The 16,539-nt window shown below is 60.1% G+C and carries 13 protein-coding genes; 6 read left to right on the forward strand and 7 right to left on the reverse strand.

All coding sequences use genetic code 11. From position 1 onward, the window contains the following. Nucleotides 1-43 precede the first annotated feature (43 nt). The 3 genes from ACO08A_RS16745 to ACO08A_RS16755 form a co-directional block, all read right to left on the reverse strand. Entirely contained in the window at nucleotides 44-1,543 is a 1,500-nt protein-coding gene (locus tag ACO08A_RS16745) for a TIGR01777 family oxidoreductase (RefSeq protein ID WP_422037122.1), read from the reverse strand. Then, nucleotides 1,540-2,193, reverse strand: a complete 654-nt coding sequence (locus ACO08A_RS16750) for a DUF4166 domain-containing protein (RefSeq protein ID WP_422037123.1) — start codon at nucleotides 2,191-2,193, stop codon at nucleotides 1,540-1,542. Before ACO08A_RS16750 ends, ACO08A_RS16745 begins: the two co-directional genes overlap by 4 nt. A 68-nt stretch (nucleotides 2,194-2,261) precedes the next feature. Then, the gene (locus ACO08A_RS16755; protein WP_422037124.1) at nucleotides 2,262-2,822 is read right to left on the reverse strand and encodes a GbsR/MarR family transcriptional regulator; all 561 of its coding nucleotides are present in this window, start codon (nucleotides 2,820-2,822) and stop codon (nucleotides 2,262-2,264) included. 166 nt (nucleotides 2,823-2,988) lie between these two features. Here ACO08A_RS16755 and ACO08A_RS16760 point away from each other — a divergent pair, with 166 nt between their 5' ends. Next, nucleotides 2,989-3,444, forward strand: a complete 456-nt coding sequence (locus ACO08A_RS16760) for a hypothetical protein (RefSeq protein ID WP_422037125.1) — start codon at nucleotides 2,989-2,991, stop codon at nucleotides 3,442-3,444. A gap of 65 nt (nucleotides 3,445-3,509) precedes the next feature. Here the strand turns inward: ACO08A_RS16760 and ACO08A_RS16765 are convergent, their stop codons facing one another. Continuing rightward, nucleotides 3,510-4,673 carry an adenylate/guanylate cyclase domain-containing protein gene (locus ACO08A_RS16765; RefSeq protein ID WP_422037126.1) on the reverse strand — a complete coding sequence of 388 codons (1,164 nt, stop codon included), beginning with the start codon at nucleotides 4,671-4,673 and terminating at the stop codon, nucleotides 3,510-3,512. Nucleotides 4,674-4,926: 253 nt separating this feature from the next. On the opposite strand from ACO08A_RS16765, the gene ACO08A_RS16770 reads away from it, so the two are divergent. From ACO08A_RS16770 to ACO08A_RS16785, 4 genes are all read left to right on the forward strand, one after another. Then, nucleotides 4,927-5,976, forward strand: coding sequence for a TRAP transporter substrate-binding protein (locus tag ACO08A_RS16770; protein ID WP_421979398.1), 1,050 nt, complete (start codon nucleotides 4,927-4,929; stop codon nucleotides 5,974-5,976). Nucleotides 5,977-6,095: 119 nt separating this feature from the next. Further along, entirely contained in the window at nucleotides 6,096-6,911 is an 816-nt protein-coding gene (locus tag ACO08A_RS16775) for a TRAP transporter small permease subunit (protein WP_422037127.1), read from the forward strand. Between the two features lie 9 nt (nucleotides 6,912-6,920). After that, nucleotides 6,921-8,363, forward strand: a complete 1,443-nt coding sequence (locus ACO08A_RS16780) for a TRAP transporter large permease (protein WP_422037128.1) — start codon at nucleotides 6,921-6,923, stop codon at nucleotides 8,361-8,363. Between the two features lie 151 nt (nucleotides 8,364-8,514). Then, nucleotides 8,515-9,813 carry an amidase gene (locus tag ACO08A_RS16785; RefSeq protein WP_422037129.1) on the forward strand — a complete coding sequence of 433 codons (1,299 nt, stop codon included), beginning with the start codon at nucleotides 8,515-8,517 and terminating at the stop codon, nucleotides 9,811-9,813. A gap of 72 nt (nucleotides 9,814-9,885) precedes the next feature. Here ACO08A_RS16785 and ACO08A_RS16790 read toward each other — a convergent pair whose 3' ends face one another. Beyond that, complete coding sequence (locus ACO08A_RS16790) at nucleotides 9,886-11,733, reverse strand: dihydroxy-acid dehydratase (protein ID WP_422037130.1); 1,848 nt, start codon at nucleotides 11,731-11,733, stop codon at nucleotides 9,886-9,888. 436 nt (nucleotides 11,734-12,169) lie between these two features. On the opposite strand from ACO08A_RS16790, the gene ACO08A_RS16795 reads away from it, so the two are divergent. Beyond that, nucleotides 12,170-13,732, forward strand: a complete 1,563-nt coding sequence (locus ACO08A_RS16795) for a cation:proton antiporter (RefSeq protein ID WP_422037131.1) — start codon at nucleotides 12,170-12,172, stop codon at nucleotides 13,730-13,732. Nucleotides 13,733-13,763: 31 nt separating this feature from the next. Here the strand turns inward: ACO08A_RS16795 and ACO08A_RS16800 are convergent, their stop codons facing one another. Both ACO08A_RS16800 and ACO08A_RS16805 read right to left on the reverse strand, forming a co-directional pair. Next, the gene (locus tag ACO08A_RS16800; protein WP_422037132.1) at nucleotides 13,764-15,539 is read right to left on the reverse strand and encodes a caspase family protein; all 1,776 of its coding nucleotides are present in this window, start codon (nucleotides 15,537-15,539) and stop codon (nucleotides 13,764-13,766) included. A gap of 243 nt (nucleotides 15,540-15,782) precedes the next feature. Next, nucleotides 15,783-16,382: a TetR/AcrR family transcriptional regulator gene (locus ACO08A_RS16805; RefSeq protein WP_422037133.1), complete on the reverse strand. Its 600-nt coding sequence runs from the start codon at nucleotides 16,380-16,382 to the stop codon at nucleotides 15,783-15,785. Between the last annotated feature and the right edge of the window lie 157 nt (nucleotides 16,383-16,539).

The raw sequence follows: 16,539 nt of genomic DNA on the forward strand, positions 1-16,539 counted from the left end.
TTGAAGCAGCCCCGGTCCGGTCCGGATTGAAACCTATGCCCGGTCAGGGTTTTGCGGCGGCCGTGTCCATCCCCGAAATGTCTTCCGAAGGCTCCGGTTTTGCGCCGGTGATCTTGCGCAGCATCGGCGCGATCTCGGCATGCCGAAATTCAAATCCGTGATCAATGAGCTTCTTCGGAATGACGCGCTGGCTGACCAGCATGGTCTCTCGCGCCATGTCGCCAAGGGCCCAAGTCAGAGCCCAGGCGGGAATGCGCAGGAATGCCGGCCTGCGGACGGCCTGGGCAAGGGCGCGCGTGAAGGCAACGTTGCGCACGGGAACCGGAGCGGTGGCGTTGACCGGCCCGCTCAAGGTGCCGTCCGCGATCGCGTGCGCAATGACCCGGATGAGATCGTCCCGCTCGATCCACGACATCCACTGCCGGCCATCCCCGAGCCTTGCACCGCCGCCGAATTCAAACGGGGTCAGGAGCTGTGCCAGCATGCCGCCGTCAACGCCGAGCACGAGACCCATACGCAGCCGGATGACACGAACGTCGAATTTTTCGATTTTTGCTGCCGCCTGCTCCCAGCGCGCACAGACCTCGCGGGTGAAGGCCGCTGCCGGTTCCGATTTTTCCGTGAGCACTTCATCACCACGCGGCCCGTACCAGCCGATGGCCGATCCGCTGATCAGGCAGTCCGGTTTGTGATCGAGGCGGGCGACCAGAGCCTCCAGTGCCTCTGTCGTTTGAACACGAGACCGGATGATCCGCGCACGTTTCTTCGCGGTCCAGAGGCCGTTCGCGATCGGATCACCGGCAAGGTTCACCAGCGCATCGAAATGCGCGTCGTCCCTGACCTGGTCCAGGCTCGTGATCACGCGCACCGGGTGACACAGCGTCCCGGCCTTTCTGGCATCGCGTGTCAGAACGGTGACGTCGTGGCCCGCCGAAACCAGCGCCTCGACGAGACGCGAGCCGACAAAACCGGTGCCACCGGTCACGAGAACATGCCGGTGCGGCGGCAGTACCGACACGAGTTCCGCCGGGTCGCCGCGCAACAGCCTTTCACTTCTGGCGGCTGCCAGCAGGTCGCGCGCTGCGAACACGGCGACGCCGCATGCGGCGAGGCTTGCCATCACGCTCCACCATCCGTAACTGACGAAGGTTGCCGCCGTCGGTTGCTGGCTCCACTGCCACAGGATCGGGGCCAGAAGGGCCAGGATCGCACCGTAGTTCAAGGTCAGCAGCGTGTGATTGATGCGCTCGGTCCAGGGGAGCTTGCGCGACAGATCCTCTTCGACGAAGTCCCAGAGCGTGATCATCACCTCAACGACGAGAACCAGAGCCAGCGCCGCCGCAAACAGACCGTGCGGCTCGATCCATGCAAAGCAGAGAAAGATCAACCCGTAAAAAAAGTTCCTGATGCCGTGCAGCCGCAGTTCCAGTTTCTGGGACGCACGCCAGGCAAGGCGTTCGGTCAGTTCATGATGAAAGAGCGTGTCGAACAGGCCCATGGCAATCTGAACGGTAATCAGGGTCCAGAGAAAGGGATCGGTCATGGTTGAACCTCCATGTCGTGAAACAGCGCATCCTGGTGGATGAGCTCGCCGAAAAACCGGCTTTCAAGGGTGAGAGAGAACAGGAAACGGGTGCCGCCGAGGTCCCGGTGGGTAATGGTCAGCGCGCCGGGACTGCACCAGCCGGGCAGCCGCAGCCGCCATGACCCGAACTGCAGAAAGTAATGGTCGCTTGTGAAGCTCAGGCCGTCGTCTGCGACACCAACGCGAAGCGCCATGCCGATCCCCGAGCCGATATATTCCTCGATCCCGGTCGGACCGGCAAAGCGTTTCGAACTGTGAATGACCTGCGGAAAGCCGGAGGCCCGGCCGTATTGCCGGATCCAGAACTGTCCGTCTCCTGCGCAGTCTTCGGTGACCGTGACAACGGCGGGCTGGTTGACGGATGTCATGTCATGCGGAAGCGGTGCACCGACGAGCCTTGCCAGATGTGAAAGGATGCAGCCGGCGAAATTGCGCCGCATCGAGACGACGATGCCCTGATAGACCACGCTCGAACCGCCTTTCAGGCGTTTGCCGAAACGGCGGCGGACGGACGGGGGGAGTGCCTGCCAGGCCGGTTCGCCGAGCAACCGGCGGAACCGTTGGTCCGGGAGCGTTGTGCCTTGGTGACCGTCGATATTCTCCAGCATATCCAGTCCTTCCTGTTTTATTTGTTATTTCTGTATAAAGAGAAATTAAAGAGCAAAAAAATTTGCGGCTACCTTGCGGTCTTGCCGCCGATCTTCAGGAGGGTGAGTACCTTGTTGCCCATCTTCATCAACGCGGCAAGGTTGGACTTGGGAACGCTGAGCATCTGGGCCGACCACTTGTCAGCCGTGGCCAGAAAATCCTGCATTGCGTGCATGCGCCCGAGCACCGCAGGATCGAGGGCGGTTTCGGTCTCCGCCTGTGTCACGCACATGTCGATCGCCCGGATTGCCGGATCGATCTCCCGCTCCTTGCGGCCCCTGGCGATGAGCAGCGCCATTTCCCAGACATCGGTCTCGGCGATAAAATGCTCACGCCGGTCACCCGCGACGGGCACGCGCTGGATCAACTTCCAGCCGACCAGTTCCTTCAGGGAATTGGAGACGTTGGAGCGCGCGATCCCGAGTTCCTCGGAGATCTGTTCCGCATTGAGCGGTTCGGTGCTGAGATACAGGAGGGCGTGGATCTGCGCCACGGACCTGTTCACGCCCCACTGGCTTCCCATGTCTCCCCAATAAAGGATGAACTGAGATTTGGAAGAGTTTTTATCTCTGTCGGTAATTTCTGTCATGACAGAAATATCTGTCAATTATGTGCGAGAGTCAAGGCCCGCGCAACTTCGCGCCCGTCCGGCATCGGATGGATCAGGGCCGCGAGAGACATCGTGAGACTTGTTGACGTAGTGAGATCATTGGAACAAAGTAAGAACAATCTAATCTCCAAGACGGAGCGAATCCATGCATCTCGACGGCTATTCGGCAAAATCCGGTACCTTCCTGCCAGTCTGGACCCTGGAGATACAGACCCTGCCGGAGGATACCGACCGTATTCTCGACGAGGTCATGAAAGTTCATCCGCTGAGCTTCGGGCGGTACCAGCGCAATGCGAGTATTTCCGCCGTCGGCAGGGAAACCGCCCAACCGGAACCAGGGTCCACGACAACCACCCACGTGGCGGGTTTCGAGGCGGGAAACACCGAAACCTACCCGATGGTCGAACTCAAGATCTCCATTGAGCGGGATCTGGCGATCCTCGAAAAGGTGATGGATGCGATCCTTCTTGTGCATCACTACGAAGAACCGGTGATCTTCCTGCGTGAGGACTGGGCCTCCAGGGCGGCCTATGACCCGAACAGCAGCAATCCGAACCGGTGGTGGAACAACGGGCGCGGCCTGCCGGACCGGATCGACTAGGTGATGGACTCACAAATGAGGCCGATTTGGCGGCAGAAATGGGGCTGTACCCTAGCCCGGTCTGGTTATGATCTGCGTTGAGGCACGACCGGTGCGAAGATCTCCAGTGGGTCGGCGACGCCCTTCAACTCGCGGGGTCCGACGGACCGCCAGCTGTTTTCCGATTTTGCCGCAAAGTCGCCGGAGGCCAGAACGGTTTCGCCCAGCGCACCGCACAGGCCCTCAATGCGGCTGGCGATGTTGACGGACGACCCGATGACGGTGAAGTCGAGCCGGTTGCCGCCGCCGACATTGCCATAGAAGACGGAGCCGGGATGAAGGCCGATGCCAAACGTATAGTTGGTCCGCGGCCGGTCTGTTCCTGAAACCTGCAGGGCCGCAGCTTCCGCTCTTGCCACGGCTGCTCCGACATCATCTTGATGCGGAAACACCGCCAACAGGGCATCCCCAATGAATTTCAGGACTTCGCCGGAATGGGCCTCGATCGCGTCCGTCAGCGTGCCGAAATAGTCGTTCAGAAGTTTCAGCAGGTCATCCTCGCTGCGCGATTGCGCCAGGGACGTGAAACCGCGCAGATCGGAAAACCAGATCACCGCGTCGATGGTGCTGCCGTCACCGCGGGCGATCTCACCATCAAGCACCCGAAGACCGGCCCTCGTGCCGACATAGGTCTCCATGAGCGTTCTTGCGGTATTGCGCGCGATGAAACCCTCGAACACGAGCGTCAGCGCGGGCAGCGTCGCGTCAATCAGGGCCTTGGCGCGGCCGTCAAATCCGCCGGGCGACTTGGTGGCCAGGGTCAGGACCTTGAAGGTTTCATCGGAGAACTGCAGCGGCAGGGCCTTGTATTGAAAATACCCCTCCGCCCACAGATCCTCACCGATCGGGTAACGGCTCCTTTCGCCCGGCAGATCCAGGCGAAGTGATGTTGCTTCGCCGCGCGTGTAGATCTTGTGGATCGGGCTCGCCTTCAGCATTTCCATCTGGTCCGGCGTATAGACGAACCAGCGTTGCTCCGGGCCGGTCTCCAGATCCCAGAAAACATAGGATGACTTCGCGATCGGGTGCAGGATCGGTGCGCCGAGTGTCGACCTGTCGACCTGAAGTCCGGCCTCACGGAGTTTCAGGCTGTAGCCGTTCAGCAGCGCCGAGGGCGTTTCCAGGCGAGGTCCCTCGACCATCAGCCAGCGGATGATCTCGTCACTTGATATCGTGGCGTTGGTGTTCATAGCGCACCCTGTCTGATCCGGTCCGACGCGGCGAAGCCGGTCGCCAAGACAATAGGACCGTTTTCCGTTTCGTGCGCGATAACGCTACCGAAATTCTTTTTTCAACGAAAAGAAAAAGACTTAGGGCATCGCAAAGCCGCTTTATACGAAAGCCGGGGATTAACACTTTTGGCTGACTGCGCTAAGTAAGTTGCGTACGTTTCTTTTTCCAAAGGGCCGGTCAAGGCCCACAAAAAAACCCAGGGGGAAACATATGACGATCCGTACTTTCGCCATTGCTGCGGCGACGAGCCTTGCATTGACGGCACCGGCTGCCGCCCAGGAAGCCTTTGAAATGACCTCGGCCTTCGGTAAAAACCTGCCGATCCTCGGCACGGCTGCCGTGGGCTTTACCGAAAAGATCAATTCCATCTCCAACGATGTCGAGTTCGAGCACTTCGATCCGGGCGAGCTGGTTCCGGCCCTTGAAGCGCTTGACGCCGTTTCCAGCGGGTCGGTCGATGCCGCCTACACGACATCCGGGTACTGGCAGGGCAAGATCCCGGCCGCTTCGCTGTTTGCCGCAGTGCCGTTCGGCCCGGAAGCCGGCGAATTCCTCGCATGGATGCTGTATGGCGACGGTGCGGAGCTGTTCCAGCGCATGTATGACGAAAACGGCTACAACGTTCACGTCATTCCCTGCGGCATCATCGCTCCGGAAACCTCCGGCTGGTTCAAGAACGAGATCAACGGCCTCGAAGACCTTGAAGGCCTGAACATGCGTTTCTTCGGTCTCGGCGCGGAAGTGATGCAGAAACTCGGTGTGTCCACGTCGCTGCTCGCTGGCGGCGATATCTTCCCGGCGCTGGAGCGCGGTGCGATCGATGCGACCGAATTCTCCATGCCGCGGATCGATGCGCGTCTCGGGTTCCACAACATCGCGAAGTACAACTACTTCCCGGGCTGGCACCAGCCGGCAACGATGTTCGAGCTTCTGATCAACAAGGACCGCTGGGACGATCTGGACGAAGTTGCCCAGAACCAGATCCAGATCGCCTGCATGGCGAACATCACCGACAACTTCGCGGAAGGTGAAGCCACCAACTTTGATGCGATGCAGGAAAACGTCGAGAAGAACGGCGTGACCATCAAGCAGTGGTCGCCTGAAATGCTTGACGCTTTCGAAGCAGCGTGGGTCGAAGTTGCCGCCGAGCTGGCCGCTGAAGATGCGTTCTTCAAGGAAGTCTGGGACAATCTCCAGGAGTTCCGTGCCGGCTACAAGGTCTGGAACGACAACATTTACCTGCCGCGTCCGCGCAACTAAGCGGGCTGCACTGATCCGTCCGGAACCCCGGACGACACAATGCATACCGGGGCGTCATCGCCCCGGTATTCTGCTGGGTGTGGAGGCGTCCGGCATATCGCAGGCAAGGCGGGGAGCATATGGACAAGCCTGAAGAAGTCATTTCAGCCGATGGCAGCGTCGCGATCACCGATCCGGGCGCGGTTGGACGCGAGGAACAAAATCGCGGCGACCGGTTCGTCGTTTTCATTTCCAATCTTTTTGCATGGCTCTTCCCGTTCCTGATGGTCGCGATCTGCGCCCAGGTTGTCCTGCGCGGGGCCGGCATGAACCAGGCCTGGCTCGACGATTTCCAGTGGTGGCTCTACGGGTCGGCGGTGCTGGTCGGCATCGCTTATGCCGTAACAACGAACAGCCACGTTCGCGTTGATATCCTCTATGAAGGCTTCTCCAGACAGAAGAAGCTCAGGACCGACATCGTCGCCCTGACCTGGCTGTTCCTGCCGTTCATCATCCTGAGTTGGGATGTCACGCTGCACTACACGCTGTCGTCCATCAAGGCTGACGAGGGATCCGACAGTCCGAACGGGCTGCACAATCTCTGGATCCTCAAGACGCTGATGAACCTGTCCTTCATACTCATGGCGGTGGCGGCGTGGTCGATCTACGTGCGTCTCTTGTCCAAGCTGACGAAGCCGGTTCTCTGGAAGCAGTTGCTCTACGCGTTTCCTTCGACAATGTTCGCGGTGAACCTTGCCACATACTACGCGCTCTGGTGGGTGGTTTGGCTCATCAGCCCGCCCGACACAACGGCGCGGGATATTGGTCGGCACGTGATTTTCGACGAGGTCGAAGTCGGCAATTACGACATCAAGTACACGATCATGATTACGCTGGTCCTGACCTTCGTGGTGATCGGCACAGCCAGGCTTTTCAGCCGCAACAAGACGGCGTGAGACAGATAGATGCTTGAATTCATTGGCCAGTTTCTCACGCTGAACGAAATCGCCGTGATGGTGATGTTCATCACCTTCATCTGGATGCTGTTTCGCGGCATCCCCGTCGCCATGGCGCTGGTCGGGGTCAGCCTCGTCTTCGTGCTGCTTGCCGAGTTTCTGCTTGATCCGAACCGCTCGTTCTTCCGGGACATCATCGAGTTCGACCGGACCGGCATCAGCTATCAGCGCATGCAGGCGCTGTCCGGGCGACTGTTCGGCGGCATTGTCAAGAACCCGGTTCTTGTCGCCCTGCCGATGTTCATCTTCATGGGTCTGATGCTCGATCAGTCCGGTGTCGCGCAACGCATGATGCACTCGATGCAGAAGCTGTTCGGATCTCTGCGCGGCGGCCTGTCGCTGACAGTCATGCTGATTGGTATCATCCTGGCAGCATCCACCGGTGTCATCGGCGCATCCGTTACGCTCCTCGGCGTCATGGCGCTTCCGGCAATGATGAAGCAGGATTATTCGAAACCGATCGCGACGGGGACAATTGCCTCTGCAGGGACGCTCGGAATTCTCATTCCGCCGTCGATCATGCTGGTCATCATGTCCGACCAGTTGGCGATCAGTCTTGGCGACCTTTTCATGGGCGCGCTGTTTCCGGGCCTGATCCTTGGCGGGCTGTACATCGTCTTCATCGTCATCTACGGCCTGATCAATCCAAAGGCGATGCCGGCCCCCGAAAAGCCTGAAAAAGTGCACTGGGACGACGTCAAGGAGGTTCTCCTTGCCGTGGTGCCGCCCATGTTCCTGATCCTGCTTGTTCTGGGATCGATCTTCGCAGGTATTGCGACACCGACCGAAGCCTCCGGTCTCGGGGCGATGGGGGCGACGCTGCTGGCTCTGGCCAACCGGAGGCTGAACTGGAAGGTTGTCAAGGACGTAAGCCGGTCCACATTGAACACCTCCGGTTACATTGTCGGTATCTTTCTTGCCGCCAACTTCTTTGCGTTTGTGCTCAGGCGCTATGGCGGTGACGAGATCGTGCAGCACCTGGTGCTCTCGGTGTTTGAGGACCCCTACATGACCGTGGGCTTCATCCTGCTGATTGTCTTCCTGCTGGGCTTCCTGCTCGACTGGATCGAGATCACGATCATCATCATGCCGCTGATGCTGCCGATTATCGTCGGCCTCGACCTCGCCGTTCCCGGTTTCGACCAGGTTCGGGATCCGTCGGTGGTCTGGTTCGCCATCCTGGTTGCGGTCACATTGCAGACCTCGTTCCTGACACCACCCGTCGGGTTCGCGCTGTTTTATCTGAAGGGCGTCTGTCCACCCGGCGTGACGCTCGGGCACATCTATCGGGGCGTCGTTCCCTTCGTGATCCTGCAGTTGTTGGGTCTGCTGATCGTGTTCTATTTCCCGGCACTGACGACCTGGTTGCCGTCTGTTGCCTACGGTAATTAGCGAGGCCGCCTGGAACGAGCAGACCGGTTGAATTCGGCCCTCAAGCGTGCGCGCTGCCGGGCATGGCTGGCGCCGGGTTCGCGGATCGATAAACCCTTGTCGTATCTAACCCCGGCGCGCCGTTGCAGAGTGCCGGAACGCGGAGGCATCCATGAGTGAAAACGAGGCTTTGCTCAAGCTGAGTGCGGTAGAGCTGCGCGACCGGCTTGCCGATGGCAGGCTGTCCGCCGTCGAGCTTGCGAAGGCCTGCATTGAGCGCATAGCAGCGCGCCAAGTGGACGTGCTGGCCTGGGAATGGTTCGACAAGGATGTCGTCTTGCGAGAAGCCGAGCGCCTGGATGCGCTGAAGGCAAGCGGAGCGCCGCTCGGTCCCCTTCACGGCCTGCCCGTAGGCGTCAAGGACGTCATCGACACGGCGGGCATTCCAAGCGAGAACGGCTGTCCAGTCGATGCGGGGCGCGTGCCCCGGGAAGATGCGGAGGCGGTGAAACGGCTCAAACAGGCCGGAGCCATCATGTTCGGCAAGACGGTCACGACGGAACTCGCCTTTCTCCACCCCAACAAGACACGGAACCCGGAGAACCTGGAGCACACGCCCGGCGGGTCCTCGTCGGGGTCGGCGGCGGCAGTGGCCGACGGAATGGTGCCTCTGGCCATTGGGACGCAGACGGGCGGGTCCGTCGTGCGCCCGGCCTCGTTCTGCGGCATTGTCGGCCTCAAACCCAGCTTCAACGCGATCCCGCGAAAGGGCACGTTGCTGCAATCCCATTCGCTGGACACGCTCGGTGTTTTTGCGAATGACCCGGCAGGGGCTGAGCTCCTGGCCGATGTTCTGAGCGGTGAGGCAGTGCAGAGCCCGGAGCCTGCCGCATCGCCCGTGCTCGGGTTCGTGACGCCTCCCGGATGGGACCGAGCAGACCCTTCGCTTCCCGCCGCGTTCGATCGCTTGCGTGCTGCGCTTGGAGACAAGGTGATCGACCTGTCGCTGCCGGAGGCATTCGATGATGCCGCTCGGCTGCGCGCGGTGATCAACACCGTGGAGATGGGCCACTATTTCGAGCACTATCTTCAGCGCGGCGCAGACAAGCTCGGTCCGCCGACACGGGCTGCGATCGAAGAAGGCTTGACGCTTCGCGCCGTCGACTACCTTGCCGCCAAGGCGTTCCAGGACGACATGGAGGGGATGCTTGCACCGCTGTTCGAGCGCTGCGATGCGATCCTGTGTCCGGCGGCGCCCGGGCCCGCGCCAGCCGGTTTGACCTCGACGGGCGACTCGATCTTCAACGGGCTGTGGACGATGGCAGGCACGCCGGCGATCACCCTGCCGCTGCTTTCAACGCCGGGTGGTCTTCCCATGGGGGTCCAGCTCGTCACGGCACGCGGAGAAGACAAGGCGCTTATGTCGGTCGCGCATTGGCTCTGGGACTGGAGCAAGGAGAACGATTGGTAAAGGCGGCGCGTTGCGCCGCCTTTAATCAGGCTCTCCAAAGTTCCGCGCGCGCCGCGTCGCCGCATAGGGACCCTAGCGGTGGCGGTTGCGCGGAACGAAGCCGGTGTCTTCCGCAGGTCTCATGTCGCGGACCCAGACCTCACGGTTCGGATGCAAGCCGCCGCCACGTACCGCCGGGACCGCCGTGTGGCGTGCCCGGTGCAGCAGCCGGGTGTCGGCGACCCCGCAGTTCGGATGAATGCCGCCATTGTCGGCAACGGCTTTCTCCCAGACCGCCTTTCGCGCCGCGAGCGTTGCCGGATCGTCCAGCGCCGCACAATTCACCGTGTTCGAATTGAGGTCGACGATGATCTCGTCGCCGTCCTCGACAAACGCGATCGGTCCGCCGAGCGCGGCCTCGGGGCCGACATGACCGATGACCAGGCCGACCGAGCCGCCGGAAAAGCGCGCGTCGGTCATGAGCGCAACCACGATGCCGCGTTCGCGGCAGAGTGTCGTGATGCGTGAGGTCGGATCGAGCATTTCCGGCATACCCGGACCTCCGCTCGGTCCGTCGTAGCGGACGATGACCATATCCTGATCCTGAAAGCTGTCCGGCGCTTCGTCGAGCGCCTTGATCAGGCCGGCCTCGCCCTCGAACACCCGGGCTCGTCCCTTGAAGAGATTGTTCTCCAGACCGCCCTCGACACCCGCGAGTTTCAGGATCGCCGAAAAGTCCGGTGACAGGTTGCCGCCGAGCATCCGCAGGCCGCCGGTCGGTTTGAACGGGTCTGCAACGGTGTGGATCACGTCGCCATCGGGTGCAGCGGCATCGAGATCGGCGACCTGTTCGGCAAGCGTGCGGCCGGTGCAGGTCATCATGTCTCCGTTCAGGAGACCGGCGTCCAGAAGTTCCTTCACGATGACCTGAACGCCACCCACACGATCGATGTCGAGCATGGAATACTTGCCGTATGGACGCGCATTCGTCAGGACCGGAACGACATCCCGGGAGAGATGATTGAACTCTTCCGGTGTCATCACGTCGCGCCAGAAGTGTTCATATCCGGCCGCGCGGGCGATTTCCGGAACGTGCAGGACGACGTTAGTCGATCCGCCGATGGCCATGGCCACGATCACCGCGTTGCGAATGGAATCGCGCTTGACGATGTCGCGTGGCTTCAGGCCGGTTTCCATCATGGATGCCAGATAGGCGACAAGCTGCTGCGGAAATTCCTCAAGACGGCGCGGGTCGTCCGACGGTGGGGCCACCATGTGCAGCGGCTGAAGGCCGACCACGCCGATGAAGGTCTGCATGGTGTTGTAGGTGAACATGCCGCCGCAGCTTCCGATGCCCGGGCAGGCGTGGCAGGCAATGCGGTGGCGAACCGCCGCGTCGTGGTGGCCGGCGACCTGGTAGGCGCTGACGATGTCCAGCATCTCGCCCGTTTCCGGGTCCTTGCCCGGCCTGATGGTGCCGTCGGACATGATGATTGCCGGTTCGTTGTGTTCCAGAACCGCGGCCATCGTCCCGACCGGGGGTTTGTCGCAGGCAACGACGGCAATCGTTCCGGCGAGTCCCGACGCTTCCAGGTGCTCGCACAGGCCATCATTGGTGACCTCACGGCCGATCAGCGAATACCGCATTTCACGCGTGCCGTTGCGGATGCCGTCCGACGTGGCGATGGTGTATTCCGGCTGAACCAGCCGGTATTTCAGCTGGCCTTCGCCGTTGCCGATACGCGACTTCAGGTGCTCGTGAATGGCATCTACCTTGCGGGCAACGCCCAGGTAGCACTGGCTGTCCCCCTTGGTTCCGACGACGCCGACAGAGGGTTCGTGGATGAGCTCCGGATCGGTGCCAAGTTCATTGGCAATCCCAATCGTTTGTGCGGACCGGCCGGGGTGGCGGTCAATCAGGACAATTCTGGATTTCGTCATGTGTCACTTCTTGTTCAGCTGCGCCCGCCCCGTGCGTTTCTCGGTCCTGGTCCCGATCCCTGGAAAGCCGCGGGGTGGGTATGCTTGTAATCGACATGGGCGCAATTTCAACCGGCGAATCGGCAATACCAGTACGGTTTGCGCGAATGACGCCGGTGCATCGATGCCGGGATCAAGCGCAATCCTGCACCAGCGCCGGTTCTTTTGAAAGAACCGCCGCGGGAAGCACGATGCCGCGCAGAACCGGCAGACAAAGGTTCTTCCGAGGCCAGTTCCGGTGGAATACCCGGTCCCTTCGGCGAAATTCATTGATCCTGCAAGCAGATTTCTGTTGGGATAAAGGCCTCAGAAAAAAGAAAAGCGAGTACTGCGTCCCGAACAGGTTTCCAGAAGTTACTGACTTGCCGCAAGGCACGAAAGAGTGGGTGAGACCGGAATGCACTTTGAAGTCTTTGCAATCGGAACCGCCTTCGTTTTCGGGCTCATGGTGCGGCAAATCGGTCTGCCGCCGCTGGTCGGGTTTCTTGCCGCCGGTTTCTTCATCAATTTCATTGGTCCGGGTTTCGGCATGCCCGTCGAAACGGGCCCCATTCTCGACTACGTCGCCGAACTCGGCGTTCTGCTCCTGCTCTTCACCATCGGGTTGAAGCTGAAACTGCGGCAGATCACCGAGCCCCAGGTCATCGGCGGTGCGCTGATCCATTTCGCGGTCTCGGTCGCCCTGTTCACGCCTATTGTCTGGCTGCTTTTCACGTCCGGCTGGTTGAGCGCCGTTCTGATCGGCATCGCTCTTGCCTTTTCGTCCACGGTGCTGTCGGCAAAGATACTCGAAGCCAAACGCGAACTGGGTACGTTTCATGGCAGGACGGCCATCGGCATCCTGATCGTTCAGGACATCATTGCGCTGGTCGTTCTCGCGATCTTCGCCGGAAAGCTGCCCGGTCCCTGGGCACTGCTGATCTTCGCCACGCCCCTGCTCAGGCCGCTGCTGTTCCGGTTGCTTGATCTGGCCGGACATGACGAAGTCCTGTTGCTGACCGGCATGATGCTGAGCCTTGTTGTCGGCGGGGTCGGCTTTGAACTTATCAGCCTGAAGGGCGAGATCGGCGCCCTGGTCATGGGGCTCTTGCTCTCGGGCCATCCGCGTGCCGGCGAGTTGTCGAACTCGCTCTGGGCTCTCAAGGAAGTCTTCCTGATCGGTTTCTTCCTGTCGATCGGAATGTCCGGTTTGCCCGACTGGAACGCGCTCTCCTTTGCGCTTGCCCTGGGGCTTCTGCTGCCGCTGAAGGGCGTTCTGTTTTTCTTCATCCTGATCGCGTTCAAGCTCAGGGCGCGCACGTCTTTCGTGACCGCCCTTTCCTTGATGGCCTACAGCGAATTCGGTCTGATCGTGGCCGCAGGCATTCCGGCCGCCGAGGAATATCTCGTGCCACTGGCCATCGCGGTTTCGGTGTCCTTTCTGATCGCCGCGCCGCTCAACCGGTTCGCGCATGCGATCTTCGAACGTTTCGAGACGCAGCTGCAACGGTTCGAGTTGCAGGCCCGGCATCCAGACGAACAGCCGACTGATCTCGGCGATGCGGATGTCATGGTCTTCGGAATGGGCAGAACCGGAACCGCGGCCTATACCGCGCTGATCGACAAGGGGCATCGCCCGGTCGGACTGGATGCGGACATGTACAAGGTCGAGGGGCACGCCGGCGCCGGGCGCAACGTGATCTTCGCCGATGCGGAAGACAGCAATTTCTGGCATGGCGTGGATTTGAAAGGCATCTCGGCTGCCGTCCTGGCAATGGACGATCTGGAAGCCAAGCTGATCGCCGCCCGCATGCTGCGGGCCAGCGGTTTTTCCGGAACGATCGTCAGTCATGCGCTGCATGCGGACCACGTTGAACAGATTGCCGAGGCAGGTGCCGATCAGACCTATCTGACCATGCAGGAAGCAGGAGAAAGCCTGGCAGCGCACGCCATCGAGCCGGCCGTGGTGCGCGAAACCTAGAAGCCCGGCGTTTTTGAAACTCGGTCAGGTGCTAGTCGAATTCAAAGACAAAACTGCTGATCCGGGCGTATAGCCCCTGCTGCGCACCAACAGAAACGTCATTCCAGGTATTCGGCCCCGATTGGCCTGTTTTCTGACGTCCTGCACCGAAAAACTCGCCGTAGTGTTCTTCACCGTTTTCGTTGTTCGGTTGCCCCTGAGCCCAGTTGGTGAACGTCAGATCCTCTCCGTTTATCCAACTCCATCCACCAGATGGTTCAGTAGAGCGAGAGATCTGAATGAGGCCGAATCCCGGTCCGTGCATATTGCCTTGCCGCTCTCGAACGAACTTCGGATCCTTGCTAAAAAGCGTGTAAATGAAGTCGTTCTCTGCCTCACTTGACACGGTTGCCAGGTATCCGCCAGCTGCTTGAGCCAATTGACTCGCCATTTCCCAGGTCAGCTTGAGCGAAGGCGAGCTGTTGTCGTTTCGCAACACGACATACAGGCGGCCTTCGAAATAACCGAACACGTAGTGGTACCGCGACAGGGTTTCCATGACGCGCTTGAGTCTCGGTTCCAGAAATTCCGGAATATCAAGGGTCGTGTATTGCCGACTGACATCTGACTGCAATTGCAAAACCGGACGGGGGTCGACGAGGGAGCGCAAGAGATTTTCGTCTATCTTGTCGCCGATCGACAGTCCGTAACGAGCTCTTGCCGCAAAAACCGCGCGTCGTGTTCTTGGTCCCAGACTGCCATCTGAAGGCCCCGGATCGAAGCCGGAAAAACTCAGTGATGCCTGGAGCAACTCTGTCTGCTCGCCGGTTAGGATCGCTTCACCGGAACCATCGTATGCGGCATTCAGCCAAGCGCCCGCCTCCAATCGATTGGCACTGTCCCGCAGCGATTCCAGTCTCCGTCTCGCTGATCTCACAAGCTCGTTGTCGGGATACGCATTTGCGTATTTCTCAACGAAACTTTCCCAGTTGATGACGGTGTTCAGCCGATCTGCGCGGACAAAGGCAGCACTCAGATTTGTCTCGGGTCGATCGGGGGGCGGGACGAGAAATATGTCGGTGCTTGGCAACGAGCCGTAGGTAAACGGCTGCTGTGCACCCTGGGTTTGCTTGAATACACTGTCTCGAACCTTCCGGAAGAGCTTGCCAATTTCCAGGCCCGGTTCATCCATGTGCTCAAGGAGCCCGCTGGCATAGGGGCTGTTTCTTCCCAGTCCGTCAAACGCCACGGTTCCTTCCTTTGCCGCGTAACCTATGAGTACGCCGTCCGGTAGCGCTCCCCCTTGCGGATCAACGCGAATTAGTCCTGTTCCGATCGATCGGGTTGGCTGGTTCTGCCTGAGGCGTTCGGCGAACGGATTGTTCCGGCATGCGTCAACAAGAACCAGTTTGATGCCTCGCATCCTGGCGACGGCAACCATCAGACTATCGAGCGTTACCGTCTCGTCTTCCGCGTCATTGTCCCTTTCAAGTTTGGCGTCAACGGGAATCAGGAAATTGGTCTGGTCGAGTTCGATGCCGTGACCTGCGAAATAAATCAGGGACAGGTCCGCATTCTTGGCCGCGTCTGCGAAATCGGTGATTGCGCTCTGCAGCTGCTCGCGATCCAGATCCAGTTCGAGACGAACCGTGAACCCGATTTTGGTAAGTGTTGCTGCCAGGTCGGAGGCATCATTGATCGGGTTCGCGAGCGTCGCAACGTTTTCGTACGTGGCGTTGCCGATCACAAGCGCGAAGCGCTTTTCATCGTCGGCATTTGCCGCAAATGCGACAAGCATGGAAAGTGCACAAAGTACAGATCTTAGCATTCCCGTTCTCCTCGCAACTGCGAGACGCAGTGCATCGGTACAACGCTCGAAATGCCCGTTGTCGAACCCCGCTCTACAAAGACTAGCTTACCGACAAGTCTTTTCGCAACAAACGTCCACGCGCGATGAGCGGCGCGCCGATGCGGGTGTCGATGATCTTGTTGGGAAGCCGGCAGTGACAACGGATGCCGCGGGTGCCTCATCGCGGAGGGGCAGTCTATTTTCCACTCCGGCTGACTTCGCCTACCGCACCTTCTTGATGCCTTCCAGGATCAGGGTCGTGGCGACGTTGGCGTAGTCTTCGCGGGAGATCGGCCCGCCCTCCTTGAACCACATGTAGACCCAGTTCATCATGCCGAAGAGGGACATGGTGACCGGCATCAGAAGCGGCCGGTCGGGGTTCGCAAGATCCGGGTGGATGTCCTTCAGGACACTTGAAAAGTGCCGTACGATCCGCCGCTCGATGGCGACGATCTCGGCCTTCTGTTCCTCAGAGAGCGCCGGGCCGGCATTGAGCTGGACCTTGTGCTGATCATCGGCACCCCGATAGCTGTCGAGCACCGTCAGGACGAGTTTGCGCAGTCTCTTTTCGGAGGGTAGCGACGGGTCGTCTGCCTCTTCCAGCGCGGCATCGAGGATGGCCAGATGCGACTGAATGATGGCGAAGATCAGCGCGCCTTTCGACGGGTAGTAGTGGTAAAGCAGCGATTTGGAGACCCCCGCCTCCTGCGCGATCTGCGACATGGACGCCTTTTCCATGCCCTGGGTCGCAAACACATTGGCCGCCGTCAGCAACAGACCGTGCTGTTTTTCTTCAAAGTCACTGGCGCGGGTTCTCGCCATGTGTTCCGGCCTCCGTTTTCGAAACCAGGTCTTGCCCTCACGAAATTGACGGCATTGATATGACCTAAGTTTGCGCCTTCATTGGGGTTTTAGCCTGCGTTTCCTGGATTGACCAGCCGGTCCGTCAATTAACGGTGGACCGGTGGATTGTCGGTTT

The sequence above is a fragment of the Roseibium sp. genome (genome assembly GCF_965232425.1).
Taxonomy (GTDB): domain Bacteria; phylum Pseudomonadota; class Alphaproteobacteria; order Rhizobiales; family Stappiaceae; genus Roseibium.